21 protein-coding genes, 1 tRNA gene and 7 pseudogenes are annotated in these 24,896 nt (G+C 33.3%); 6 read left to right on the top strand and 23 right to left on the bottom strand.

Annotation, left to right across the window (positions count from 1 at the left end; genetic code table 11):
- Positions 1-77: 77 nt before the first annotated feature.
- The 7 genes from plsY to ACIQ7L_RS20615 form a co-directional block, all read right to left on the bottom strand.
- Positions 78-650, bottom strand: a complete 573-nt coding sequence (gene plsY, locus ACIQ7L_RS20585) for a glycerol-3-phosphate 1-O-acyltransferase PlsY (protein WP_400571271.1) — start codon at positions 648-650, stop codon at positions 78-80.
- A gap of 132 nt (positions 651-782) precedes the next feature.
- The gene (locus ACIQ7L_RS20590; RefSeq protein WP_400571272.1) at positions 783-1,253 is read right to left on the bottom strand and encodes a hypothetical protein; all 471 of its coding nucleotides are present in this window, start codon (positions 1,251-1,253) and stop codon (positions 783-785) included.
- Entirely contained in the window at positions 1,225-2,553 is a 1,329-nt protein-coding gene (locus ACIQ7L_RS20595) for a site-specific integrase (RefSeq protein WP_400571273.1), read from the bottom strand. The genes ACIQ7L_RS20590 and ACIQ7L_RS20595 overlap by 29 nt, the downstream gene beginning before the upstream one ends.
- The gene (locus tag ACIQ7L_RS20600; protein ID WP_400571274.1) at positions 2,492-3,253 is read right to left on the bottom strand and encodes a hypothetical protein; all 762 of its coding nucleotides are present in this window, start codon (positions 3,251-3,253) and stop codon (positions 2,492-2,494) included. The genes ACIQ7L_RS20595 and ACIQ7L_RS20600 overlap by 62 nt, the downstream gene beginning before the upstream one ends.
- Positions 3,250-4,602, bottom strand: a complete 1,353-nt coding sequence (locus tag ACIQ7L_RS20605) for a tyrosine-type recombinase/integrase (protein ID WP_400571275.1) — start codon at positions 4,600-4,602, stop codon at positions 3,250-3,252. The genes ACIQ7L_RS20600 and ACIQ7L_RS20605 overlap by 4 nt, the downstream gene beginning before the upstream one ends.
- Before the next feature lie 24 nt (positions 4,603-4,626).
- Entirely contained in the window at positions 4,627-5,178 is a 552-nt protein-coding gene (locus ACIQ7L_RS20610) for a helix-turn-helix domain-containing protein (protein ID WP_400571276.1), read from the bottom strand.
- Between the two features lie 285 nt (positions 5,179-5,463).
- Positions 5,464-5,994, bottom strand: a complete 531-nt coding sequence (locus tag ACIQ7L_RS20615; RefSeq protein WP_400571277.1) for an NAD(P)H-dependent oxidoreductase — start codon at positions 5,992-5,994, stop codon at positions 5,464-5,466.
- A gap of 113 nt (positions 5,995-6,107) precedes the next feature.
- Here ACIQ7L_RS20615 and ACIQ7L_RS20620 point away from each other — a divergent pair, with 113 nt between their 5' ends.
- Positions 6,108-6,431, top strand: coding sequence for a winged helix-turn-helix transcriptional regulator (locus tag ACIQ7L_RS20620; RefSeq protein WP_400571278.1), 324 nt, complete (start codon positions 6,108-6,110; stop codon positions 6,429-6,431).
- Between the two features lie 59 nt (positions 6,432-6,490).
- Here the strand turns inward: ACIQ7L_RS20620 and ACIQ7L_RS20625 are convergent, their stop codons facing one another.
- The 6 genes and pseudogenes from ACIQ7L_RS20625 to ACIQ7L_RS20650 form a co-directional block, all read right to left on the bottom strand.
- Positions 6,491-7,285 (bottom strand): transposase, encoded by a 795-nt coding sequence (locus ACIQ7L_RS20625; protein ID WP_400571310.1) that lies wholly within the window; start codon positions 7,283-7,285, stop codon positions 6,491-6,493.
- Entirely contained in the window at positions 7,282-7,872 is a 591-nt protein-coding gene (locus ACIQ7L_RS20630; protein ID WP_400571279.1) for a transposase, read from the bottom strand. The genes ACIQ7L_RS20625 and ACIQ7L_RS20630 overlap by 4 nt, the downstream gene beginning before the upstream one ends.
- A gap of 181 nt (positions 7,873-8,053) precedes the next feature.
- A complete protein-coding gene (locus tag ACIQ7L_RS20635) occupies positions 8,054-8,839 on the bottom strand; it encodes a M15 family metallopeptidase (RefSeq protein ID WP_400571280.1) in 786 nt (261 codons plus the stop codon).
- Positions 8,840-8,995: 156 nt separating this feature from the next.
- Positions 8,996-9,367 (bottom strand): annotated as a pseudogene (locus ACIQ7L_RS20640) (ATP-binding protein); the annotation flags it as partial.
- 784 nt (positions 9,368-10,151) lie between these two features.
- A pseudogene (locus ACIQ7L_RS20645) lies at positions 10,152-10,256 on the bottom strand (RNA-guided endonuclease InsQ/TnpB family protein); the annotation flags it as partial.
- A complete protein-coding gene (locus tag ACIQ7L_RS20650) occupies positions 10,250-10,669 on the bottom strand; it encodes a DUF3221 domain-containing protein (protein ID WP_400571281.1) in 420 nt (139 codons plus the stop codon). The gene ACIQ7L_RS20650 and the pseudogene ACIQ7L_RS20645, both read right to left, overlap by 7 nt.
- A 485-nt stretch (positions 10,670-11,154) precedes the next feature.
- Here ACIQ7L_RS20650 and ACIQ7L_RS20655 point away from each other — a divergent pair, with 485 nt between their 5' ends.
- Positions 11,155-12,597: a BglG family transcription antiterminator gene (locus tag ACIQ7L_RS20655; RefSeq protein WP_400571282.1), complete on the top strand. Its 1,443-nt coding sequence runs from the start codon at positions 11,155-11,157 to the stop codon at positions 12,595-12,597.
- 70 nt (positions 12,598-12,667) lie between these two features.
- Positions 12,668-12,906 (top strand): annotated as a pseudogene (locus ACIQ7L_RS28190) (IS6 family transposase); the annotation flags it as partial.
- Between the two features lie 1,096 nt (positions 12,907-14,002).
- On the opposite strand, the pseudogene ACIQ7L_RS20665 reads toward ACIQ7L_RS28190, so the two are convergent.
- The 5 genes and pseudogenes from ACIQ7L_RS20665 to ACIQ7L_RS20685 form a co-directional block, all read right to left on the bottom strand.
- Positions 14,003-14,113 (bottom strand): annotated as a pseudogene (locus tag ACIQ7L_RS20665) (helix-turn-helix domain-containing protein); the annotation flags it as partial.
- A gap of 1,207 nt (positions 14,114-15,320) precedes the next feature.
- Positions 15,321-15,926: a TetR/AcrR family transcriptional regulator gene (locus tag ACIQ7L_RS20670; RefSeq protein WP_400571283.1), complete on the bottom strand. Its 606-nt coding sequence runs from the start codon at positions 15,924-15,926 to the stop codon at positions 15,321-15,323.
- 251 nt (positions 15,927-16,177) lie between these two features.
- A pseudogene (locus ACIQ7L_RS20675) lies at positions 16,178-16,840 on the bottom strand (IS6 family transposase).
- Between the two features lie 132 nt (positions 16,841-16,972).
- A complete protein-coding gene (locus ACIQ7L_RS20680) occupies positions 16,973-19,081 on the bottom strand; it encodes a family 10 glycosylhydrolase (protein WP_400571284.1) in 2,109 nt (702 codons plus the stop codon).
- Between the two features lie 101 nt (positions 19,082-19,182).
- Positions 19,183-19,536: pseudogene (locus tag ACIQ7L_RS20685) on the bottom strand (hypothetical protein); the annotation flags it as partial.
- 566 nt (positions 19,537-20,102) lie between these two features.
- On the opposite strand from ACIQ7L_RS20685, the gene ACIQ7L_RS20690 reads away from it, so the two are divergent.
- Positions 20,103-20,182, top strand: a tRNA-Ile gene (locus tag ACIQ7L_RS20690).
- A gap of 128 nt (positions 20,183-20,310) precedes the next feature.
- Positions 20,311-20,508: a hypothetical protein gene (locus ACIQ7L_RS20695; RefSeq protein WP_400571285.1), complete on the top strand. Its 198-nt coding sequence runs from the start codon at positions 20,311-20,313 to the stop codon at positions 20,506-20,508.
- A gap of 63 nt (positions 20,509-20,571) precedes the next feature.
- Here the strand turns inward: ACIQ7L_RS20695 and ACIQ7L_RS20700 are convergent.
- The 4 genes and pseudogenes from ACIQ7L_RS20700 to ACIQ7L_RS20715 all read right to left on the bottom strand — a co-directional run.
- Positions 20,572-21,016 (bottom strand): annotated as a pseudogene (locus ACIQ7L_RS20700) (IS6 family transposase); the annotation flags it as partial.
- Positions 21,017-21,107: 91 nt separating this feature from the next.
- Positions 21,108-21,449, bottom strand: a complete 342-nt coding sequence (locus tag ACIQ7L_RS20705) for a hypothetical protein (RefSeq protein ID WP_400571286.1) — start codon at positions 21,447-21,449, stop codon at positions 21,108-21,110.
- 38 nt (positions 21,450-21,487) lie between these two features.
- Entirely contained in the window at positions 21,488-22,018 is a 531-nt protein-coding gene (gene hpt / locus ACIQ7L_RS20710; protein WP_400571287.1) for a hypoxanthine phosphoribosyltransferase, read from the bottom strand.
- 501 nt (positions 22,019-22,519) lie between these two features.
- Positions 22,520-22,933 (bottom strand): DUF5360 family protein, encoded by a 414-nt coding sequence (locus tag ACIQ7L_RS20715; RefSeq protein ID WP_400571288.1) that lies wholly within the window; start codon positions 22,931-22,933, stop codon positions 22,520-22,522.
- 187 nt (positions 22,934-23,120) lie between these two features.
- On the opposite strand from ACIQ7L_RS20715, the gene ACIQ7L_RS20720 reads away from it, so the two are divergent.
- Complete coding sequence (locus ACIQ7L_RS20720; protein WP_400571289.1) at positions 23,121-23,540, top strand: DUF1801 domain-containing protein; 420 nt, start codon at positions 23,121-23,123, stop codon at positions 23,538-23,540.
- Positions 23,541-23,619: 79 nt separating this feature from the next.
- Here the strand turns inward: ACIQ7L_RS20720 and ACIQ7L_RS20725 are convergent, their stop codons facing one another.
- Complete coding sequence (locus ACIQ7L_RS20725; protein WP_400571290.1) at positions 23,620-24,804, bottom strand: acetyl-CoA C-acetyltransferase; 1,185 nt, start codon at positions 24,802-24,804, stop codon at positions 23,620-23,622.
- Positions 24,805-24,896 lie beyond the last annotated feature (92 nt).

The raw sequence follows: 24,896 nt of genomic DNA on the forward strand, positions 1-24,896 counted from the left end.
GACCTCGTTTACCACAACAATAATGTTGTTTATTGTTCAACTAACGCCCGTTAGCTTAACGAAAATAATCAAAACTTTTAGACTATTTTGCTCTCTGTTCCGTTTAGAATTCTCTTTATATTTTGTCGATGAAGAATGATTATTGATACGCTTATTAGTAGAGAAAGTCCTATGATAACTTTATCTTCAAATATTAGACTGTAAATAAATAATGTTATACCAGCCAACATTGAACTTAGTGATACATACTTAGTAAATAACAAAGTTAGTACAAACACAAAAAAACCAACCAAAACACCTAAAGGTGTCAAAAATAAAAAAACTCCCGTTGCTGTCGCAACAGCTTTTCCACCTTTAAAATTAGCAAATACAGAAAATATGTGTCCTAATATAGCCAATAAACCACAAGCAATAGGGTTAATCGTAGAACTAAGTATTAGTGGAAGTAAACAAGCAAGTGTACCTTTTAATATATCAGCAATTGCAACAATTACTCCTGCTTTTATACCCAACACTCTATAAGCATTAGTTGCTCCAAGATTTCCACTACCATAATCACGAATATCTTTCTTATAAAACATTTTACCAACTATTAAAGCAAATGAAATTGAGCCTATTAAATAACTTAAAATCAGAGTTAAAATGTTCAAAGTAGTATTATCTCCTCACTTAGTTTGTTATTTTAAGTATTTCTATTTGTTGTATATTTTTTCCTGTAAACCTTCTTGCGTTAAACTGCTTCGTTAGTTGAAGAATGAAGGGTGATACTTACTGTGTATCACCTACTTAAACATTTCAAAATAATTAGCCACCCATTTTGAATTATTTTCTGCAATGTAATGTTCCGCAAGGATCAGCCGTTGTGTCAATTCCTTTTTTGACAACTTCATGTATTTTCTTTGTGCATTCTCAATACTTCGATTGGGTTTTAATTTACGAAAATCTATATCCATATCAGTGTTGAGGGTAGGTTTGATATTTTTGCTATTCTCTTTCTGCTTATATGTTAAACTATGTTGTTTATAATAGTCATACAATTGTTCATTTGTCCTAATGGTATTCGGATGTATTCCTTTCCCTTCGGGATCAATTTCTTTTGAAATATCAGCTACATTTGTATATGTTACAGGTTCACCTTTCTTTACTAATAAATCAATTGCTTGTTTTCCAATCTCAACAGAACGATTACTACGTTTTTGATGACTTTCTTTTAGCCACGGTCTATCATTTATTGAATTGAATGTGTGGCTCATACTTTTGTTCCTCCCTATATTTCTCAATGAGTTCAATCTCTTTTAACTCATTCCGAGCATGTTTTCGCATTGCCTTTGCTTTCTTAACTTCTAATGGCAAGTTCATTGAGGTAAAGCGTTTTTCCATGTCTTTTGATAATTCTATTACTTCTTCTAATTCATGCTTCTTTTCAGGTTGTGGTACTTTGGCTTGACATCCCAAACATTGCATTTTAGTAGGACATACAAAGTTCGTAGTACAGGCTCCACCTAACACATTATTAAATACTCCAACTTTTTGTTTGTATTCTTCTAGTTCATTTACAAGTTCTTCACCACTTCGTAAAACAGCCTCATCTAAGTCTACATAATCCGAGATAACATCATGTAAATCACTCATAGATTGAGCAACTTGGCTTGGTGTAGGTTCTGAATAATAACCTGTAACCTCTATATCTCTTTGATGCAGTATTTTCGCTACAATGTCGATAGGTAAATTTTGTCGCTGAACTGCTTCGGTAGCGAACGCATGCCGCAGTAAATGACTTTTAATTACAACAGATTTGCCTTCCTGTGATTCAAAGATTAATCCATGAAGTAAAAATCTAATAATTGCAGAAATCGTCTTTTGTTTAAAACTTCTTTCATGATACTGAAAGAAATATGGTTTAGGTTCAGGAAATAGGTGACTTCGATCCCCGCGATAAATAACACTTGGTATTTTATCAGTACCATAATGCTCCTTTAAAAGTTTTGCTACCAATTGAATTAACTTCATCGTTTGTTCGCTAATATAAAAGGGTTCTACTTTATCTCGACCTTTTGGAATAGCGTAAAAGGAAAATTTCAATTTGTCATCAACTTTAACTTTTCGAATACATTCCCTAGTATTACTAATCTGCAATAATTCATTTAGTCTTGCACCAGTTGTAGTGAAAATGTCTACAGCTAATAAACCGAAGGTTACTGATGCATACAACGGTTCTACATCCAACAAAGTTCCTTTTGCTATATTTTTGTTGAGAGAAACAAATCTACTTGGTAAAATTATTCCTCTATGTTCTGAATCAAATGGTCGTGGATTTTCTTTTAAACCTTCGTCACCATATCCCCATGAATATAACAACTCTCGTTTATGTTGTATTTCTTCATCACTTGCATTTTGGTACCATATACCAATAACACCTTTTTCAAAGAGTTCCATAAACCAAAGACCTTCGGCTTCTTCATCATCAACTAATCGCTCCGCTTTTATAAATTCAACAAGGTATTGATTGTTTTCCTCTGAATAAACACCAGTACATTTGTAGGCTGATTTCAACGATGAAGCAGTGTAATGTCCTTGGTGATTCAAAACAAACGAAGGCTTGTCTTAGTCGGTTTATCTGATTCCATCTGAAATGTCCTTCAGCTCTTATTTGAGGGAGTAAAGGCACAATTACATCTGTTTCACTCTTTCGAGTGTTTTGAGACTGTTCCTTAGCTGATTTAGAAAAAGAGAAATCACTTGAATCGTAAGATGGCATAGGGAATAAGAATTGCTCAAAATAAGACTGCTGGGCACTGTTTAATTTTGTTGTTATCCATTTCTTTTTTTTATAACAAACAGCTGTATACGAGTTTAATAACTCTTTTCTCTTACTATCCGAATGTTCTTGATAATAGGAACCTTTTAAGTAATCATACATATGAATTTCAACTTCAAACTCTGACATTTTTTTAAACTTGAAAACACCAAATATATCAATTAATCTTGGATGGATTGTGGAAGAAAATCTACTAATGGTTCTTACATCTGCATTATGATCGGCATAAACTAAAATAGAAAGTAATAAATGATTATTCCAAGGCTTTTCTGCTGCATTACGAAAATAGTAATTCATATTACTTTCATGAACCTTATCTAAAAGAAATTTTCCTCTTGCGTCTTGCAAATGGAGAATTTGTTCATCAACTATACCCGATAATTGTACATAAAATGGGGATTCTGGCTTAGCAGTTAATACGGTCAGTGTAATCACTCCAATCCATCAAATAATTCTTGAATTTCATCATCTATCTCAATACCATCAAAGCTATTTTTAATAACTGTTAAGTTAGATTTCTTCTTAGGTTTGTTTTTCTTTTGCTCCATGTATTCTTTTTCTTTTTGTGCCATACTCTCCATCATTCCATCATGGGCTTTACGATGGCTTTCTTCGTCAAAGTAATGCTCATATACCTCAATGGTTTTTTCATCTTTCCATTTAATATATTTAATGAGTTCCTTTTTCTTTTGCTGGATTTCAGCTTCTGTTTTAGAAGTATTATAGATTTCACGTAATCTTGACGTAACAAACCAATGTCTTGTCTTATGTGGATTTAACTTTATCTCACATTCCTTCATTGCATTGTCCCAATGGTAATACCAGGCTGGATAGGATAAAGGTGTTCCAAGTTCCGTAAGGAACATAGGAGCTTCATCCGGTAAATCATCAAATTTACGTTGTAACTCGTCAAATTGCTTACGTTCTTTATTGATGTATTGCATAAGTAGTTTAACTGAATCTTTACTAAACCGTAAAAATTTAACCCTTTTTTCATGGCTTCCTTTATTAAATGTACTAGCCTCTTGAAGTGATTTACGTGATCGATAATCTCCAATCGTCAATCCAATCACTTCTGATGCTCTCGCTCCTGTTTCAAATAGCATACGAGCAATCACTACTTCTCTTAATGACCAATTCACTTTTTTACCTGCTTGATAAACTTGATAGGGAAGGTGAATATCACCAATGATTTCAGGTTGCCATTCTTCATTAATTAATTTGAAATACGAATCCGTTAACCTTCTGTGTTGTGTAGCATCCTCTGTTCCTGCTTCTGATGGCATACGTGGCTTGTCATTCCTGACACCTTCGGTATGCCCCTTATAATCATTTAAAATCGCATATGAATCTATTAAAGGGTTTGAATGATTATATTGCTTTAATCGAATAAGAGACTTATAGAATGACTTTAATGCAGAAAGGAAACGATTAACTGTATTCGGACTTTTATTTGTTCGATTCACAAAACGGAATGTATCATTTTCTCTAACCTTACAGGCCATTTCATTCATAAGGTGATCTTCAATGGCTATTCGTATAATGTCAGGCGAATCATCCCATTTAACCTTTTTTCCTTGATAGTTACTAAATTGATCTAACCATGTAAAAAAGGGAAGAAGGCATTGAACATACGAAAGAGCTGAACTTTTATCAATTCTTCCAATACAATCATGATAATGCTCTGTTAAAGGGAGAAATGGTTGGTTTTGATTATCAAATACCAACAGTTCAAAACGACTTTCAATCCCCTCAGGGCAATAAAAATACGAGTATTTAGACATGGAGAAACTTTTCCTTTCTCTTCGTTATTCTTCAAGCCAATTATAGTAAGGGATCTTTGGAGATGTTTGTGTTTTCTCTCTACCGAATCTTTCTTCAAATTCTTGTGGTGTTAAATCGTAAACCCCTTTACTTCTTTCTCTCCTGGCTAATTTAATTGGAGTAGAAGTTGGTGTCCAATTTTCCCGTATCGCCTTTCGAATGAACCCGTCAGGGTTTTTAACTTTGGTAGTGGATTGCTGCATAATTAGCAGTATTTCTAAAGTTCTTTTGATTCCAACAACAGATAAAACAGATAAAATTTCATCAGTAGGAGAAGTAAGAGTAACGGCCTGGTAAGCTAATTTAACTAACTCTGGTTCATCAGCCTCCAATTTCACTTCATTATTATCTTGTTCATGTTTGTTAACTGGAATCGTTTTGTTTAGGTTTAGTAAATCCGATTCAACAATCCTCCAACCTTCTTTGTCACTATTTCTGTAAGAGTTAGGTAATTTACCCGAACGGATCCAACGTTTAATAGTTTCTTCATGCTTGTCTAGGAGGTTAGCAACTTCTTTAACAGTGTATTCTTTCAATACCCACACCACCTACTATAGAATATAAGTTCTCGGAATGTATGTTCTTGTTTTTAATGTAGCACAAAATGTTGTAGCATTTCCATGATTTTCTATAACTTTGTTGTAGTAGTAAATGAGGTCATTTAAGTGGTCTAATAATTAAAAAAGTACACCACTAATATATAAGTGATGTACTAATTTTTATATTATGTGTGACATTAAAGACAAGTTAGTATTATCTTAATAAATACATACATTCACTTGTCTTTAATTTTACATAGTAAGGATCGGGATATTTTTAAATCATATATAAAGATTACTTTTATTCATAATATATTTAACATACTGGTCTGCACTTCTCTCGATATCTTCATCCTTTAGTTGATACTCTGCTCCATACAACATAAATGTTGGTATGAACTTCATCCCTGTATATAGACAAGTTGCCTGAAATGGCTTTGTTAGTTCGTTCATTGTAAGCCCATCTTTATACTGCGTTTCTAATCCCCCTATAGAAATCGCCAAACCAAATTCTTTATTACGCACTTTATCTCCTGTAGAACCATACACAAAACCGTACGTCAGCACATCATCAAACCACTTCTTTAGTAATGGTGGTGAACTATACCAATAGAACGGAAACTGAAATATGTAACGATCGTGTTCTAATAATAGCCTTTGCTCATACTCAATATCAAATTCCCAATTAGGAGCTGCTTTATACAATTCATGCACTGTTATCTCATCAGAATACTTTTTTAATTCTTCTACCCATCTTTTATTAATCCGTGACTCTTCAATATTAGGATGTGCTACAATTACAAGTGTTTTCATCAATTATCTTCTCCCTTATGAAAAATGAAATCCTTTAGTATTAGTTACATATAATTGAAAAGTACGTACTTTTAGGTGCTATAGGAACCTGAAAGTACCTATGGAGGTGTCATATGAAGATGAATCATAACTTTCCTATTGCTACTACTCTTGAAGTCCTCGGAGGAAAATGGAAGAGTAGTATTTTATGCATTCTTATGAATGGAACGAAGAGGACACACGAACTGAAACGTGCGATCCCAGATATTACACAAAAAGTTCTGACGCAACAGCTGCGACAACTTGAAGCTGATGGAATTATCCATCGTACTGTATATCAAGAAGTTCCACCAAGAGTTGAGTACACAATAAGTGAATACGGAAAATCTTTAATTCAAATTATGAATGAAATGTGTGAATGGGGAAAAGATCATCAAGTCAAAAAATCAACAAAGTGAAAAAAGATTATGTCAAAGAAAATGTCAATTTTTTTGGCATTTATTGATTTCTATTTGTTTTATAAAGGAGTTTCTTCTATAATTTGATGTGTTAGGTGTAAACCAACTCGCTTAAGTGAGCGAAGTTTGATCCACTTTTTTAAGTTTTGTATGATGGCCGTCATCAAAGCTTGTGCTTTAACTTTTTGAACTCCACGGTATCGTGCATAGCGCAAACCGTGGAGTTCTTTACTATGTGCGAAACTCAGTTCCACCGTAGATGGACGAACAGAACGGGGAATTTTCCCTCTCATAGACAAGCGCCGCTCTCTTAAGTGATCATAAATTTCTTGATGAATCGAAATTCGTAATACACGATCTTGATTTTCTTTGTTCGCAAATGGACAGGCCTGACAGCTCTCTTTAAGTAGCTTGAATTCATGATAACCTTGACGATTTGTTGTTTTATAATAAAATGGTACACCGCAAGGACAGGCATAGAGGTCCTCATTTACTTGTTTAAAGTGATAGCGACGACACTTCGGATGTTCTTTTGTCGTGAATCGGCGATAAGATATATAGACAAAGAAGTGACGGTGAAATAGCCTGCGCGCGAGGTAGGCGTTGTAGTATCCTGAATCAAGGGCGATTTCTCCCGCATACTTTCCAAATAATTGTTTTAACCATTCAATTTGTTCAATTAACTTGCGATGTCCTGGAACATTCGCAGCGGTGATATCTGTGGCAATGATAAAATTATGAAATGAATCGACTACTCGATGTTCAAAATAGGCAAATCGTCCTCGTTGGTCGTGTTTGACAGATAGACGTGCGTCAGGATCTACTGAACTAATATTTGTCTGTTTTTCTTCTATTTTTGAACGCTTCGCTGGTAGAGGTTTTTTCCACGACGTAAACGGTGATCATTAATAATCGCTAAATCTTTATCGTTTTCTTCTATTACTTTCTCCTCTATCAAGATTTCGCGGATACGTTTATTTGCATTCGCTTTTAATTCGATTTCATCCGCCACCCATGTTTCGTTCGCAATAAACCCTTCTTGATGAATCAAGCGAAGACAATGCTGAAAAAGCTCCTCCCAAAACGTCGTGTTTCGTAAACGCTGCGAAAGAAACTTCGAGATAGTTGAGTGATCTGGAACTTTCTCTTTTGGAGAAATGCCTAAAAACCAACGATATGTCGCATTCTGTTTTACCTGATTACATGTAAAACGAACCGAACAAAAACCCTCTAAATATTGAATCAATAATTTTTTTATTAACATAATTGGATCTCTCGTTTGGCGACCAATACGATGAGGATAGAATACTTCTAACTGCCTTGCCACAAAATCCCAATCCATTACTTGATCTATTTTTACTAAATGATGCGAAGCATCATACATCATTTCATAGTACTTTCGATTTGCTTCAACTTTTTTCATGGAATATGTAACATACATAAAAACTCTCCTCGCTTCATTTCATTCACGAGGAGAGTTTATCGGAATTTTTAGTTTTTGTCTATTGACTAGATTGTTTTTCAACAGTATGAAAGAAATCTCCTATAAAGACAAAATCCATTAATCTTTTTATACTGAAATTCCATATCTCTTTACTAAGCCGCTACAATATAAATATCATTCACTTTTTTCTTTCAAAATCGTTACTAACTGCTTTAGATACATAATCATTTACTTTTGAACAATATTCTTCTAAGGTTAGATTTTTTTCTTTTAGATAAATTGCAACTTCTTTACCTACATAACGATAATGCCATGGTTCATATTTAATACCAGTAATCTTCTCTTTACCTTTTGGGTAACGAAGAATAAATCCATAATTTGCTGCATGTTTATCTAGCCATCTGAAAGCATCAGTTGTATCAAAACGATCAATCAATTCCTCCACATTTTTTTGCCATTCCACTGAAATAATATCCAAAGCCAGTCCGGTATGATGTTCACTTGCACCAGGATACTGAACGTACTCCAATACTTTCCTAACTACGCCTTCATTTGAAAAACCCTGGGATTTATATAAATTTACAGATGCATTATAATAAGATTTTTGTAACTTTATTGTACGATAGCTTGATCGTAAGTACAGGTTAATCCCTTCTTTGTTTGCGGCTGTAACCATATCTTGGTAATCACTTGAGATTCGTCTATCAATTTTCATGTTTTGATGTGCATTTTTAGTAATACTTGCTAATTCTATATTTAGTTCCTCTGATAAAATATGATCTCTATTTACTAAGATAATTCGCCAATCATTGGGATTAGAAATAGGTAAATCAGATTTTTTATCAACTTTATTTTCGTCTCGCCCTTCAGCTTTGTTATTATTTTTTTTGTACTCACTGCAAGCTACTAAACTAATAAATATTACGAATATAAGCCCTAAGATTGTTACTTTACTCAATTTCATATAATTTATTCTCCTTTATACCAATCGCCCAATATTGATTTAGGGATTTTTTTGAAATCCTCTAAAGTAACTGGACCATCAAATTTGTTGATTCCATGTTGTTTTGAAGATTCCTCAGAATACTTTTCCAAAAAGTTAATTTTAAAGTTCTTCTTACCATTCTATAAAAGATTGATTTGAAGTTACAATGAGTGCGCCTCCTTGTTCATATCGCTTTGAAATGATTTGAAAGAAAATATTGGCACTTAATTCATCAAAGGGAAAATAGCCTAGTTCGTCAATGATAAGAAGATCTGGACGGCTCCAACGTTTGATTACTCGGTTCAATAGTTCCTTGGTATGGGCCTTACACTCATTAATAGAATCATCGGCCCGTAGAAAAAGTGCTGTATAACCTTTCATGATAGCTTCGCTTGAAAATGCAATTGATAAATGTGTTTTCCCAACTCCTGGCGGACCTAAAAGTAGGACATTTTCCCCATTATTAATAAAACGACATGTTAATACTTCTTTCACCTGCTTTTCACTTTTCACTATAGTGAACCATTCATTTTTACTTTCCTTACGTCTTCTAAAGCGAATTGCATGAAAGAAAATATAATTAATAAAAAAACCCCTCGCTATATCTAACGAGGGAAAAGAGTGTAAGGACAGGTAGGGGAAATTGAAAAAAATATCAATAATCATCCTGTCTCTTATATAATCTCATAAATTTTAATTTTACAATACAACAAAAAGTTCCCTTGACAAGAGAAAAAACATCAGACCATTTCGATGGTATTAGAATATACTTTTCAGCGATGTTGTTAGTATGTAATAAGTTCACACCTCTTTTTTCTCATAGCTTTTGTATCCACATTCCTTAATTCGTGAAATGCTCTTTTAGGGTAGCGAATATTTAATTACACCATTCTTTTGGATTAAAACCATCAAGGTAACAATAAAAAGATATGCACTCCTCTCCCGCCATTATATTACAAAATAAGATTAAAGAACTCTTTTCCAAATTGAGCTGAGCATTTACCTTAAAGATATCGCATGTACCCACAGCCATATTAACATGCCGCTTTTAAAAAATATAAATAATTCTTAAAGATTTAACATATCTTTTTAAACTTGATATTCCAAGGTTCCATAGATATCCTTTTGTCTCTTAATAAAAGGATATAAATTTAGAACTCTAAAAATTCCCCTTTATAAAAGGAAGGCGTCTTCTGTCGGAAAAAGATAAAATATTCTTTTTCGTTTTTATACCTTATATTTATACACGTACAGCTGTACCGCTTACCGCCACCATTAACATTCCATCACGAACAGAAGCAAAATATTTGTTAGTTGTTGTTTGGGAAATTGTCACAGACTTAATCAAGTCAAAAAATTGTCTATGCTGCTTAATTCTTACTAGTGTCTTTAGTTTTCATCAGTTAATTTTGTTACAACTGGATCAATTGCATTTGTTAAAAAGGGACCTATTTTTTCTGTTTTATTAGCAGAAACTCTTATCTGCTCACCTACTTTATATTTTTGATTTGCTTTATTTTCAAATAATAAAAATTTATTTTGACTTACTAAATTGATAAAATCTTTCCGTTTATCCGAAAATTCTATAGCTTCTTCTTTTGTTTCAACATCAACTACTTCTATTCTTTTACTATTTTTATGAATACCTACTACATAACCAGTTAAATTTAATTTTTTTTCTTGAAATGAATTATCTATTTTTTCAATTTCATTAGTAGCAGCTTTTGTCTGTGTTATCTCTAAACCCGATAAGCTTGTTCCTACAATCCCTGTTCCTATTGCCCCTATTATAATATATTTTTTTATCACAATATCAACTCCATTCAAATAAATAAATACAAATTATACTTTTAAATATACATTTAATTTCTGGGTGTGCAAAATAAAAAGATCCATCTTCTCGCTGCACTCATTATATTTACATACAATATTTTTTTCAAGTGCTTTTTTTATGATTTTAATTTCCATCCAAATAGAATATATTCGTCTAAATTAAATAAACATTTGCACTATAAACACCTTGATTATAGTGCAAATGTTTATTTAAAATACAAATTTAAAATACTTGTTTATTCTTTTCTTTCATGATTTAATGTTATTTGTACATTTATCATTAATTGGAGGGTGACTGCATTTGATTAAAAAATTGCAGCCTTAACTATGTATTGACCATTTTAGTAGTTGCGGGTACCGCATTTATTGGTAACTTCGCACAAGCAGCCACCGAAATATAAATGATTTCCAAAAGGTCCATAATTAAACAAAGATAATTTATCAAATTAAGGAGGTATACAATGGAAAGAGATGTTAATCGTAAAATCGGTATATTGAAAATATTAGGTAAGGAAAAAAGATGGTTTACTATTTTGGAGCTCGAACAGAAACTGAAATGTTCTAATAAAACAATTCGAAAAGATATAGCTATTATTAATGATGTCCTATCACCAAACTCTATGATCTGTTCCATGAAGGGACAAGGTATCAAGCTATATTTAGCACCCCATCAATCCATTTCTGAAATTACTTCTAAATTTTTCAAACAATCTCTCACATTTCTTACCATTCAACAATTATTAGAAGAGGATTTCAATACCATTACATCGCTTTCAGAAAAGTTATATGTCCCGCTGTCGTTAATGAATAAAGTATTGAAAAGGGTTGAAAATCATATAGGGAAGTTTGGGTTATCTCTTGAGAAGAGACCTTTAAGAATAGTAGGAGATGAATTACAAGTTCTAATCATGTTTTCTGACCTGTATTTAGAAGCATTTGTGGGAGAGGAATGGCCGTTTACAAACTATAAGAAAGAAGTATTTGAACAATATATTTCCTATGTCGAAGAAAAGTTAGGTATTACACTCTTCATCAGTGATAGACGAAGATTAATCCTTTTTATGGCCATTGTTCTGAAACGAAAAAAACAAGGATATCACTTTAAGTTAGATGAAAAAATTATTAAAGGTAATGTATCATCTCTATATTATAAAAAAATATTCGAAATGTGTGAGAAGGAACCATTTGAAGAAGATATACTTCGGACAATTGAAGAGAGAGTTCTTTTCGTAATCGCAATCAAAATAGCTAGATATAAAGTAAACGATCCAGAAAAGTCTAGAAAGGAAGAACTCATGCATTATAAAGAAGGAAAAATAATTGCTTATCTTCCTGTTAATCGTTTTATACATTTATTAGAACAAACGGTAGGAATAGAATTAGCGACTGACGATGAATTTATTTATGGGATGATTGAATACAGTAGACGATTAGTCTATAAATTGAAATTTATGTCTAATCTAAAGCGACCTAAAAAAAGTACGACTACCTATATAAAGGAACAGTATAATACAACATTTCGTTTAGTCGAAAAAGCATTTAACACATGGGGTGAGACACTCCGTCTGGATCCTATCCCTGAAGAAGAAATAGCAAAAGTAACTATGCGCATAATCGCTAAACAGGTACAGAATCATATGGAACATAAACGTGCGTTACTAATTACAGATGCAGGAGCAAGTTGGAAATCATATATGAAAAGTGTATTGATAAAAAGATTTGGGAAGAAATTGAAGATTGAAGATGAGGTGTACGGTTCTGATTTAGAAGAAAATGCGAAGCATATGGATATTGATTTTATTGTTACTACAGTTCCTCTTTATGTTGACTCAAAACCACTTGTTTGTGTATCTACAATACTTCAAGAACGAGATTTCAAGGAAATTGAAGCGTTGTTACACTAATTATATGGTTCTACTGTAACTTTTTCTAAATTAAACTACACTCTAGAAAAAAGGACGAGAAGACTAACAACTGAGATATTTTAAAGAAAAACAGTTCAAGAAAAATAGTTTCTTGGTAGTCGTTTCCTACTTTGCTTTTCTTTAAATTATCACGATATACTTGAAATACTAAACGAACGTGGAATTACGGTTCATCCAACAACCATCATGCGCTAGTTTCATGAATATGGCAACCTAACTTATCAAATTAAAAAAAAGAAAATAAAACGATTACTCTTTTTGTGTTTATCAAAAACGTACTTTTCTATTTTTAAACGTTCCAAAACCTTTACCTTTCGGGATACTTTATAGGTTATTTCGTGCAATCCTATTTCTTTTATTATTAATTGAGTCCATAAAATTTTAAAAATAAGAAAGAATCCGCCTTAAATAAGATAGCTTTTTATCGCTTCAAAATTTTATGGATTTATCATAAATAATGATACTTACTTCCAAAGTATCTATTTAATCCATGTATAATTTTCAACTGAAAATCAGCACGCCAAATTTAATAAAATGCATTTTCATAGTTAGGAAAGTGAATAACAACCGTAGAAAATAGAGGGTTTTCTATATTTATCATTCAGTCTATATAAATATTTATTCGAATTTTATTAAAAACAACATAAAACGTTAGTTTAAAGTCGCATCCATTGGGATGCTTTTTATTTTGGAGGTAAGATTTTTTCAAAAGGAAATTGCTATAGAATAGAGTGTTAAATAATAAATCTCAAGAATCTATTGAACAGGAATTGTTTGAATTTAAAACAATTGAGAATCAGAACATAAACAAACTTAAATCCCCCATTGACTCTGAACTACATCTTGAATTGACGTCCCCCCTGTATTTGATGTAGTGAAGGTGAAAAATGGATTTCAACGTGGGTTGTTTATGGTTTAACACATATTGCTCAAATCGTTCGAGTGATGGCTGAAGGGTACAGAGCAGATGTTAAGCTGTGGATTACATATTTAGGTATATAAAAAAAGGACTAATAAAAATCGCTAATTTACAAATTCCCTTTTTGTTGTGTCGGTCGTAATATTTTTTTACAACTTCACTATTAATTTCTTCTTTTGTTTCGCTTTGTAACGGAGTATTTTTTATTATAGGGGATTACCACACATCCATCAACCTAGTGAATTTAAATATCTCCAAAAAGAAAAATTATTCCTCAATATGTGATAAAAAAGGATAGATAAAGTCATAATACCTTTTATATAATAAAAATACTTACGCTTCCTCCTTAAAAATAGAAATTCTATTTTTATTTTTAGATAACGTATATTTCTTGCATCACAAAAATCCCAATTAGGGTGCGGTTTATTTTAAAGGTGGTAAACGTATCATCTTATGCAAACTTTAGGACATGAAAATATTAAATAAAAAACGACTACAACCAATAGTTTTCACAATTAAGACTTGTTGTTCTTGATTTGAGTAGATACGAAATTTATACGCCTTATTGATTAACATGAATTGCACCTCGCTTTCTTGTATGGTTTCTTTATTATACAAAAAACATAGGCTTCTGTCGGAAAAAGATAAAACTATATAGAAGAAATCGAAAAATGATAAAAAGTCCGTTTCCAAAGGGAGTTTTAGGGGTTGTGGGATAGTGGATGTATAGATACTATGTATTTAAAGAAAATATAATATTAGAAGTATTTCTTGGGATAGTTAGTTTATAAATATGTCACTAAGGACATGGCTAATTTAACCTTTTATATTAAGTATTTAATTAGTAGTGGCTGTTACTATTAAAGTTGGATGTATAAGAAGAAAGCAAAAAACTATTAACATGATAATTGGAAAAATTCCATATATAACTTAATTATTTCAAGGGGAATTATTCCTCTGAAAAATCTGTCATTTATCTTGTATATCTAAAAGAAAATAATAAAGAACGAACAATTTGAAAATGGAAATAAAAATCATTCCATACATTCTATACGGAATGATACTCTTTCGAACTATCAAAATATCGTAACGATGAAATGAAATTTAAAAATTAGTTAATCTCACTATATAAATCCAATTAGTTAGCCTCCCCTTCTTTAAACAAGTTCTAGAGTCTGTTTGGTTCTGTTGCAAAAATTAAATTACACTTTAGAAAAAAAGAATAAAGAAACTAACAACTGGGTACTCTAAAGGAAAACCATTCAAGAAAGATATTATTTTTGTAGCCGTAAGCTATCGCGATGCATCTGAAATACTGAAGAAACGCATGATTGTGGTTCATCCAACAACCATCATGCGCTAGTTTCATGAATATGACAATCTGACTTATCAAATTTGAAAGAAGAAAAATAAAACGACGTGTTTATCCTGGCATTTAGATGAAACCTAATGGAATAAGATCATTGACATGTAAAACATCGTTTTTCCAGGTCTTCAGCATCTTCACTATTCTTCTCGTACAATAAGAAGAATAGAAACCACTCATGCCCTATATAAACAAAAAGTTTTTTGCATAGGATAAATTGCATAAATTAATCACTGTTGCAAAAAGATTGAAAATTTTTAGCCAAGTCATCTAAACTGCAAAAACTTTGTAACAGAACTGATTTCATAATAGTTATTTAAAGATCCAAATTGTCTAACCATATTCTTTTCGATTTATAAAAGGTCATCATAAGATTTTCAGACTCACACCTACTCAAGAGAATACCCGTCCAACATTCTACATTTTTTTAATACTTGTTAGTGCTAATATGATGCTATTAATTATATCTTCTATTGTCCAATCCTCATATACATCAGTAGACTCAATAGGATCAATAGAACCAATGAATTTTTTTAATTTTGGAACTAAAACCATGGACGTTATCCAATGTATTGTATGGTTTACAGAAAAAAAATAAAAAACTCCTTGTTTTTTCCCCTCTATTAAAATGTCTCTCAATTGTTCAAAAATTCCTATTATATATGGCTTAATCATTTCTAATCTTGGACTTTGTTTAATAATCTCGTGATACGATAACGTTCCAATCTCCGGATGTTGCTTTGTATGTGTAATGAGAGCCGTCAAAAAATCTCTAAGGGCATCTAAAGGATTAAATTGATTTACCTCTAAAAAATTGGGTAACTCTTGAGAAAGACCATATTTTTTAAAGACCTCATAATAGAGATTTTCTTTCCCGTTAAAATAATATGAAGCCATAGCAACATTTACTTTTGCTTCCTTTGCAATCTCCTGTATACTAGTACCTTCATACCCATGTTCTCCAAATTTTTTTTTTGCAGCTTCTAAAATATTTTCAATTGTTTGTTCTCGATATTTTGCCATTTGATGCACCTCAAATACTAAATAGTTTGTGTTAAGAATGAAAATCCCTTTTACCTGGTACCTTTTCATCCTTACACAAATTTAATTATATATTTAAAATATAAATTCCACAATGTAGAGTTTCATCGATTTCTTCACTTTTCCCGTACAAAACATTCCTCCTACATATAAATAATCTACAACTCAAAAAAATTCATTTCTGTTGCAAAGTTTTAAAAAACATAGAGCTGTTTACAAAATGTGGTTACAGTTTAGGCAGTTACGAATAATTGCTGTAATTCATTGTACGTCGAAAAAACGAAGTTTGGTTGTTGCCAACTTCGTTTTTGTTTATATAAGGCATGAATGGTTTCGATTCCTTTCAAAGTACGTGAAGCATGGCGAAGATTTTGAAATCCTGCGAATTTGACAAAACGCCGTTTTACATGTCTATGATCTTGTTATATCAGATTATTAAAATGTTTGATAGTGCAATGATTTGTACGTTTATAAAATCCATTTTTCTTTAACCTTTTAAATGCACAAAGTAGCGCTGGTGCTTTATCTGTTGTAAGAACCGTTGGTTCTCCAAATGTTTTCACTAATCGTTTCATAAAGGTATAAGCAGCCTTGACGTCTCGTTTTTTACGAAGTTGAATATCCAATGTGTAGCCATCTTTATCAATCGCACGATAAAGATATCGCCATTCTCCTTTCACTTTGATATAGGTTTCATCCAAATGCCAAGATGACCGTGTAGATTTGTTTTTCTTTTTCCAGATCTGATAGATGAGATTACCATATTCATGAACCCAACGCATGATGGTTGTTGGATGAATTGATACACCACGTTCCTTCAGGATTTCAGATACATCTCGATAACTTAAAGAAAAACGACAGTAGTAGCCGTCGGCTACTACTGTCGTTTTTCTTATATGTTAACTTCGCTTAGGAAACTTTGCAACAGAACCAATCACCACTTGTTATTAAAGATCTCGCATTAAGATTCCAACCACGCCTTTCGGTGAAGAACCTTTTTTATTCAAAATATATTTGGCGTTAAAATGCTAACGTAATTTCTCATTTATCGTTCTCGCCATCATAGTCGCAAACTGTTCTCGTGTTAACGGATCCTCTGGTCCGAACATTCCATTACCATATCCAACCACAATACCATTTTTAGCTAATGATTGAATGTACGAATGTGCCCAATAACCTTTTGGAACATCTGAAAATTCTTCGCTGTGTGTCCCTTTTAAATTATAGTTACTAGTTAAAATAGTTGCCATTTCAGCACGGGTTAACACGCCATTTGGATCGAAATATTTTTGGCCATTGTCGTTTACTTTGCCTTTAACAATACCTAATTCAACTGCTTTTGCAATTTCTTTGTACCAATAAGTACTAGGATTTACGTCGATAAAATTAGGATTGGATACATTCGATAAATCTTTAATGCCTTTTTCGTTCAAAATCATCAAAATGGCTTGTACACGAGTGAGTCCGTCTTCTGGTTTGAATGTCCCGTCTGGGAAGCCTGAAATAATTTTCTTTTCAGCTAGAAAATTAATATAAGTCAAAGCCCAGTGGTTAGTAGGTACATCTTTAAATTTCGTTTTTGGCCCAGGCTTAGGTTCAGGCGTAGAAACCGGAACTATGTCACTTTCGTTATGAAGGCGGTCTACTGCTGAAATTGCGTATGTGTAGTCACTACTGTTCGTTACTGCCCTGTCTACATATGATTGTGCCTTTGAACCGTTGTTGCGAATCGTTGTGACAATCGCAGATGAGCTGTTTCCGTCGATTTGTTGTCCTTTGTTAAAACGATAGACAACGAAATAGGCTACGTCATTACCAGCATTGTTATTCCATGAAATTGTTGCGCCATTAGAGCCGTCTGTCACAGAAATTTCAGAAGGATTACTTGGTGCAGAATTATCTAACCAAGGCATAGTTGGAACTAATGCTGAATATTTGTAAGCATTTGCTCGTAGTTGTTCTTTAATACCTAGTTTATTTTTTTTCAAATCCGTGTAACTAAAGAAGATACTTCCTTTTATATTTGAAAGTGTTGAGTTAAGAGCCAATTGATTGTTCGTCTCAGCCGGATTCTCCCAGGCCTTGTCCGAATCGTTATTAATCTTGTAAGCAGCTTGTCCAATGTATAGGTGTGCGTTCTTTCCTTGTGCTTCGTTGTTCCACCATTTTGTTAGTACGTCATAGTTTGCGGCTTTATGGCCAATGCTCCAATAAACTTGTGGTGTTAAATAGTCCACCCATTCTTTATGCAACCATAATCGTGAATCCGCATAAATCGCGTCATAAGCGGATAAGCCCTTTGTCGCGGAACCTTGTATGTCATTCTGTTGATTTCTCCAAATACCGAATGGGCTAATTCCGAATTTTACGTAAGATTTTGTTTGTTTAATACTTGTCGATAAATCGCGTACGAGTGTGTTTACGTTCTCGCGTCTCCAATCGTCTTTATTTTTACCTTCTCCGTATGTTTCGTAAGCTGTTGCATCATTGAAATTTTTCGCATCTGAGTATGGGTAGAAATAATCATCCATATGAATTGCGTCTACATCATAGTTTTGGACAATTTCGAGAGTGGTATTTTTGATATAGTCTCTAACAGCTGGGATACCAGGGTTATAGAGTAGTTGCTTACCGTGCTTAACAACCCAATCAGGGTTTTGTTTAGCAGGGTGATTTGCAGCTAGTTTATTTACATCTTGGTGACTTGTTGTAATGCGATATGGATTCAACCATGCGTGGAATTCTAAGTTGCGCTTATGCGCTTCTTCTACCATGAATGCTAGTGGGTCATAGCCTGGGTCTTTTCCTTGTGTACCTGTTAAATACTCCGACCATGGGCTATATTTTGATGGGTAAAATGCATCGCTAGTTGGCCTTACTTGCACAACAACAGCATTCATTCCCATGGATTTAACATCATCTAAGATATTAATAAACTGTTTCTTTTGTTCGTCAGCGCTTGCACCTTTCACTGGCCAATCTATATTAAACACAGTTGCAATCCAGACGGCACGTAGTTCGCGCTTTTTATGTTGGGTTTGTTGTTCTGCTGCTTCTGTGCTTGACGCAGGTATGATAAGTGCCAGAAACAAAATAGGAATGAGTATGCTCTGGACTATTACTTTTTTTATAAACATATTTATTTCCTTTCTCTCTTTACGATATAACAACTAGTAGTTTTTTTGTTTTCTAGAATGAAAAGGTTATATATTCCTGATGCTATCATGACATTTTATATGTTTTCCATCACAATTTTCTCATTTGGTGCTTCTACTAAGTCAGGAGAAACCTCTTCTAATTTCCCATCTTTCTCTGTATGAATCGGTTCTGTATATACCTTTTTCGTAAAAGTACTATCATTATTATTGAAAACTTTTTCAGTTTCCATTTTCTCTTCCACAACCTCAGTCGGATTCTCCTGGACATTTCCCCTCTGTTTCTTTATCTGAATCGGATGTGGGTCAGGCAATCGCTTTTCCTCTTTCTCCTCCACTTGTGAAGTTTGTTCTGAATTTGGAGACGGCGTAAACAGGGGGCTCGTCCATCCCAATTCATTCATTGGGATGGACGATACAAGTAATGTCAGTACCATGAGTTTTATAAAATACCCAAACCATCGCCTATTTTTACATGTTGTTTTTTCATGGATTCACCTCTTAGGAAATTTAGTTTGAGGGGATAGTACCAAAAAACAAGCAAAAGTAGATGAAAATAACTTGGCTTCCTACCAATCTAGAGATACACGTATAAGGCATTTACATAGAAATTGAAAATACATCTGTTAAAAAAGGAGAGGGCTTGTGTATCGCCAGTATTCGCATGGAAACAAGATTATAAGGAACAAATTAATACATCTTTTCCTGAATTCCCCTCACTAAAATTGCCACCATACAAATCCCCCTCCAAAGAACATTAGTTCATATTTTTATTTTCTCATAAAGCGAAGTTTATCAACACCATATTTTCTTCTTTTGATAAAGGTAAAAAATACAGTGGTTTGTGCTATCCACAGAATGATATAGTTTTCAAGAAGGTATTTTATTTTGTATAGGCATTATGTCATTGTAGCGTAAGTTAAGACTTCTTAATCAAGTCGCACAAGAGCAGACACTCGAAAGAGTGTCTGCTCTTTGCATATCATGTTACAGTCCCATTCACGGACCTTTAGCTCAGCTGATTAGAGCTAGAGCAGACGGCTCATAACCGTCCTGCCGAAGGTTCAAGTCCTACAAGGTCCATAAAATAATAGAAGCAATACAAAGAAGGTTAAACACCGAAAAAGAAACAACAGAAATCCCAAAATAAAGTTCAAAATACAAAAAATACAGAGGAAAAGTTTCAATGAGATCATAAAAAAGGAGTTCTTATGAAGAGATTCAAAGAATATGACCTGGCCTATATTTGCTACTACTCTGAGAGAATAGAATTATCAGCCATTGCTGCAAGATTTTCACAGCCAGTGTCAACTCAGGTAATAAATCATATGGTTCAAGAATTAAAACAGAAAGAGTTGTTTCACTTCTACAAGACAACGTATGAAGAATTGTTAGAAGAACTGCCTTAAGTACATGGGTTCTGTTGCAAAGTTTGAAAAAACATAGACCCGCTTGCAAAATATAGTTATAGTTTAAGCAGTTCTGAATAATTGCTGTAATTCATTGTACGTCGAAAAAAAAGAAGTTTGGTTGCTGCAAACTTCTTTTTTGTTTATATAAATCCTGAATCGTTTCAATTCCTTTTATGATACGTGAAGCATGACGGATGCTTTGAAATCCCGAAGATTTGACAAAACGTCGTTTTACGTGTCTATGATCCTGTTCAATCAGGTTATTGAGATGTTTGACGGTACAATGTTTCGTACATCTATAAAAGCCGTTCTTTTTCAGTTTTTTGAATGCACAAAGCAAAGCTGGTGCCTTGTCTGTTGTAAGAACCGTTGGTTCTCTAAATGTTTTCACTAATCATTTCACAAACATATAAGCTGCTTGATGATCACGTGTTTTACGAAGTTGAATATCCAAAGTATACCCCTCTCCATCAATTGCACGATATAGATAACACCACTCTCCTTTGTTCATCTACATGCCAAACATGGTGTGCAGAGATGAACAAAGGAGAAAAGAGTAAAATATACCTTACCTAATGGAATTTGATAGGTGTTTTTTACACAAAAATCCCCTTCATACACTGAAAAACTTTATCATTCATCATTATAAATAGAGCAATCTTAAAATCTGCCAAACCAAAAGAACCTAGAATCAAAAAAATGATCCTAGGTTCTTTTGGTTTGGCTACATATTCACCGAAAAATAACTTCATAGACACGACTTCTGAAATAAATCTACAACCATCAATAACTTCTTCTTTAGGATACCAAAAAAGAAAAAGAATAACCGCTACCTTTTTTCCCTTTAGTAGTGGTAATAAAAAAAGAAATCCAAAATAGATTCCTTTTTTATTCGGTAAAATAATGAAAATATTAATCCCTAATGATAATTTCCACAAAATGTAAAATTCAATTAGGGATTAATAGCAATTTCATATTATTTATCTGTTACAACTGAAGCAATATATGGTAAATTACGATACTTTTCTGCACAGTCAATGCCGTATCCGACAACAAATTCATCTGGAATTTGGAAACCAACATATTCTGCTTTAAAATCAACTTTACGACGCTCCGGTTTATCCAATAAGCTACAAAACTTTAATGCTTTTGGTTTATGCATAGAGAAATGCTCTTTTAAGAAATGAAGTGTTAAGCCAGAATCGATAATGTCTTCTACAACAATTACATTTTTTCCTGTAATGTTGACGTCGATATCTTTTAGTAATTTAACTTTCCCGGTTGTTTCAGTTTGATTGCCGTAACTAGATGCAGAGATAAAATCTATTGTTAATTCGTTTTTAATATGACGAATTAAGTCAGCAGCAAAGACAAATGAACCTTTTAATACCGCAATTATAACGATTTCTTCCCCTTTAAAATCATGTTCAATTTGTAGTGCTAGTTCTTTTATTTTTGTTTGTAATGCTTCTTCAGAAATTAAAATACCTTTTAGTTCAATATTCATTAAAATCCTCCTATACTATAACATCTATGAACATTCTGTAAAAAATGACCCTAATTACATAGGATCATTTTTTACTTTGACTGGATAATCAAATTTTCCAAGGAAAGGAAGTTAGAAAACAAGGAACAATACCTGTATATCGTACATTATCCTTTTACAAGATATCATGTATAGAAAAAATGAAAAAGATAGAAATTTTACCTTTTATAAAGGGAATTATTTTTAATTTTTTTCAAGATGTTTACCAAACGTTTTAGAATCCTTTTTAAATATTAAGGTGTCACGAAACTAGTCATATCAGGGCTTTAATACACTTTTTTATGGAATATGTAACATACATAAAAAGTCTCCTCGCTTCATTTCATTCACGAGGAGACTTTATCAAAATTTTTCGTTTTTGTCTATTGACTAGATTGTTTTTCAACAGTATGAAAGAACTTGGTGTATCCCAAGTTCTTTCTCCTCCTTACTCTTTAAAGATAAATTCTTTAAACTTCTATATTACCTCATGTTAGTCTCATACCATCCGCATTCTCTCCAAATACCTTTTAAGAAAAAACATGGATAAAGCAATAAATATAGATTAGGAATCCACCAAGAAACATCGAAATCTAAACGGATTGTCCAAAATACAAGTGCCTGTAATCCTGAACAAAAAGTTAAGATTAATGACAGGAAAGCAAAGTGACTCCAAATTTGTTTGTGCTTATAATATAAATATAAATATAAACTTACAAAACCTGTCAAAGAGATCAGCAAATCCAGTGGTAAAAAAGACCAGTTCCATGCCACCAAAATAGGATTTTGATAGTCTTTAAACAAATACCCTTGTGGAATCATATGGAAAATTGTTATGAACCAGTATACGATAAACCCGATATCTGTAATCAAAAAGAAGTATTTTAAACGCTTCAATTTACACGTTCCTCCACTACATCTCTTTTATTTTCACCATGTCCTGCACTGCTAAAGTTCAAAGTAACAACTCTAATCAAGTGACCTTATTTTCAAACTATTCCTGAGGTTCCGTGTCTTTAATTCAAACTCTGTATTATAATTACGTATGTGGTGAAACTGATATCTAAAAAGGAGCAACTCTATTATGTACAAACTCAAAACAACAGAAACCAACAATAGTGTGATTGAGTTTATTGAAAATGTTGACAACCTTAAAAAACGTGAAAATGCATATCAATTATTAGATATATTTATTGAAACAACGGGTTATCCAGCGAAGATGTGGGGACCGAGCATTATTGGATTTGGTACATACCATTATAAATATGCATTCGGTCATGAAGGTGATGCTCCATTAGTAGGCTTTTCACCTCGGAAAGCCAAAATTAGTTTATATTTTGCAACTAATCCTGAGCGAGAAGAACTATTAAAGGAATTTGGAAAATACACGTCTGGAAAATCGTGTATATACATTAATAAACTAGCAGACATTGATATTAATGTTCTAAAAGCGCTAATCAAACAATCTATAAGTTTTTTGAAAGAAACGTATCCAAATCATTAATGTGTGTATAGCAATCGAATGAATTAAGAAACAGGTATTTGAATACACATCAAATACCTGTTTTTAGGATTCGGTTTCATCAGCTTTGTACATTTTCTAAAATAATGGCAATGCCTTGTCCGCCGCCAATACAAAGCGAGGCTAATCCATATTTAACGTTTCTTTTCCTCATTTCAAGTGCTAAAGAATAGGTGATTCTAGCACCGCTTGCGCCTACAGGATGGCCTAATGCAACAGCCCCTCCGTTCACATTCACCTTTTCCTTATCGACACCTAACTCTTTAATTACAGCAATAGATTGTGAAGCAAATGCCTCATTAAATTCGAACAAACCAATATCATCTAAACTTAAACCAGCCTTTTCTAATGCTTTTTTGCTTGCTGGTACTGGGCCAATACCCATAATGCTCGGGTCAACCCCTGCAACGCCCCATGTTACAATTTTCGCAAGCGGCTTTAAGTTATGTTCACTCACATACTCCTCAGATGCGACTAACACAGCAGCTGCACCATCATTAATACCGCTCGCGTTCCCTGGTGTAACAGTCCCATCCTTTTTAAAAGCGGGCTTCAATTTTGCTAAACCTTCTACAGATGCACCTTCACGAATATACTCATCCGTATCAAAAATGACTTCCTTGCCTTTTCTGCCTTTTAACTTAACCGGAACAATTTCCTCTGCAAAACGGCCGCTGTCTCTTGCTGCAATGGCCTTTTCTTGTGATTCCACAGAAAACTGATCCTGCTCTTCTCGGGAAATTGAATATTTTTCAGCTAAGTTTTCAGCTGTCATCCCCATTCCACAGCCAACGTAGTTATCCGTTAATGTTTCCCATAACATATCATCAACTTTTGGTGCTTTATTTGGTGAGCCGAAGCGCGTGCCTCTTAATACATGCGGTGATAAACTCATATTTTCGGTTCCTCCAGCGACAACTACTTTTGCATCCCCGGAAGCAATGGACTGTGCGGCAGATACGATAGATTGCATACCCGAACCGCATAATCTATTGAGTGTAAGCGCAGATGATGACTCTGCCATGCCGCTTTTTAAACCGATATGTCTTGCTAAATAAGCAGAGCTGCTGCTTGTATGAATAATATTTCCAAATATGATTTCATCTACATTAGAAGCTTGAATTCCGCTTCTTTTCAATGCCTCTTCCGTTGCTGCTACACCCAAATCGATATCGGTCACATCTTTTAATCCCCCGCCAAAAGTACCAAAGGCTGTTCTTGCTCCGTCAACAATATAAGTTGCCATTCTTTTTCCTCCTCTTTTTTATTACATGCCGCCTGCGACTTTAATATGTTCTCCTGTAATACCGCCTGCTGCACCTGTCACAATAACTGTTC

The sequence above is a fragment of the Bacillus sp. NPDC094106 genome (assembly GCF_044764345.1).
In the GTDB taxonomy this organism is placed as follows: Bacteria; Bacillota; Bacilli; order Bacillales; family Bacillaceae_G; genus Bacillus_A.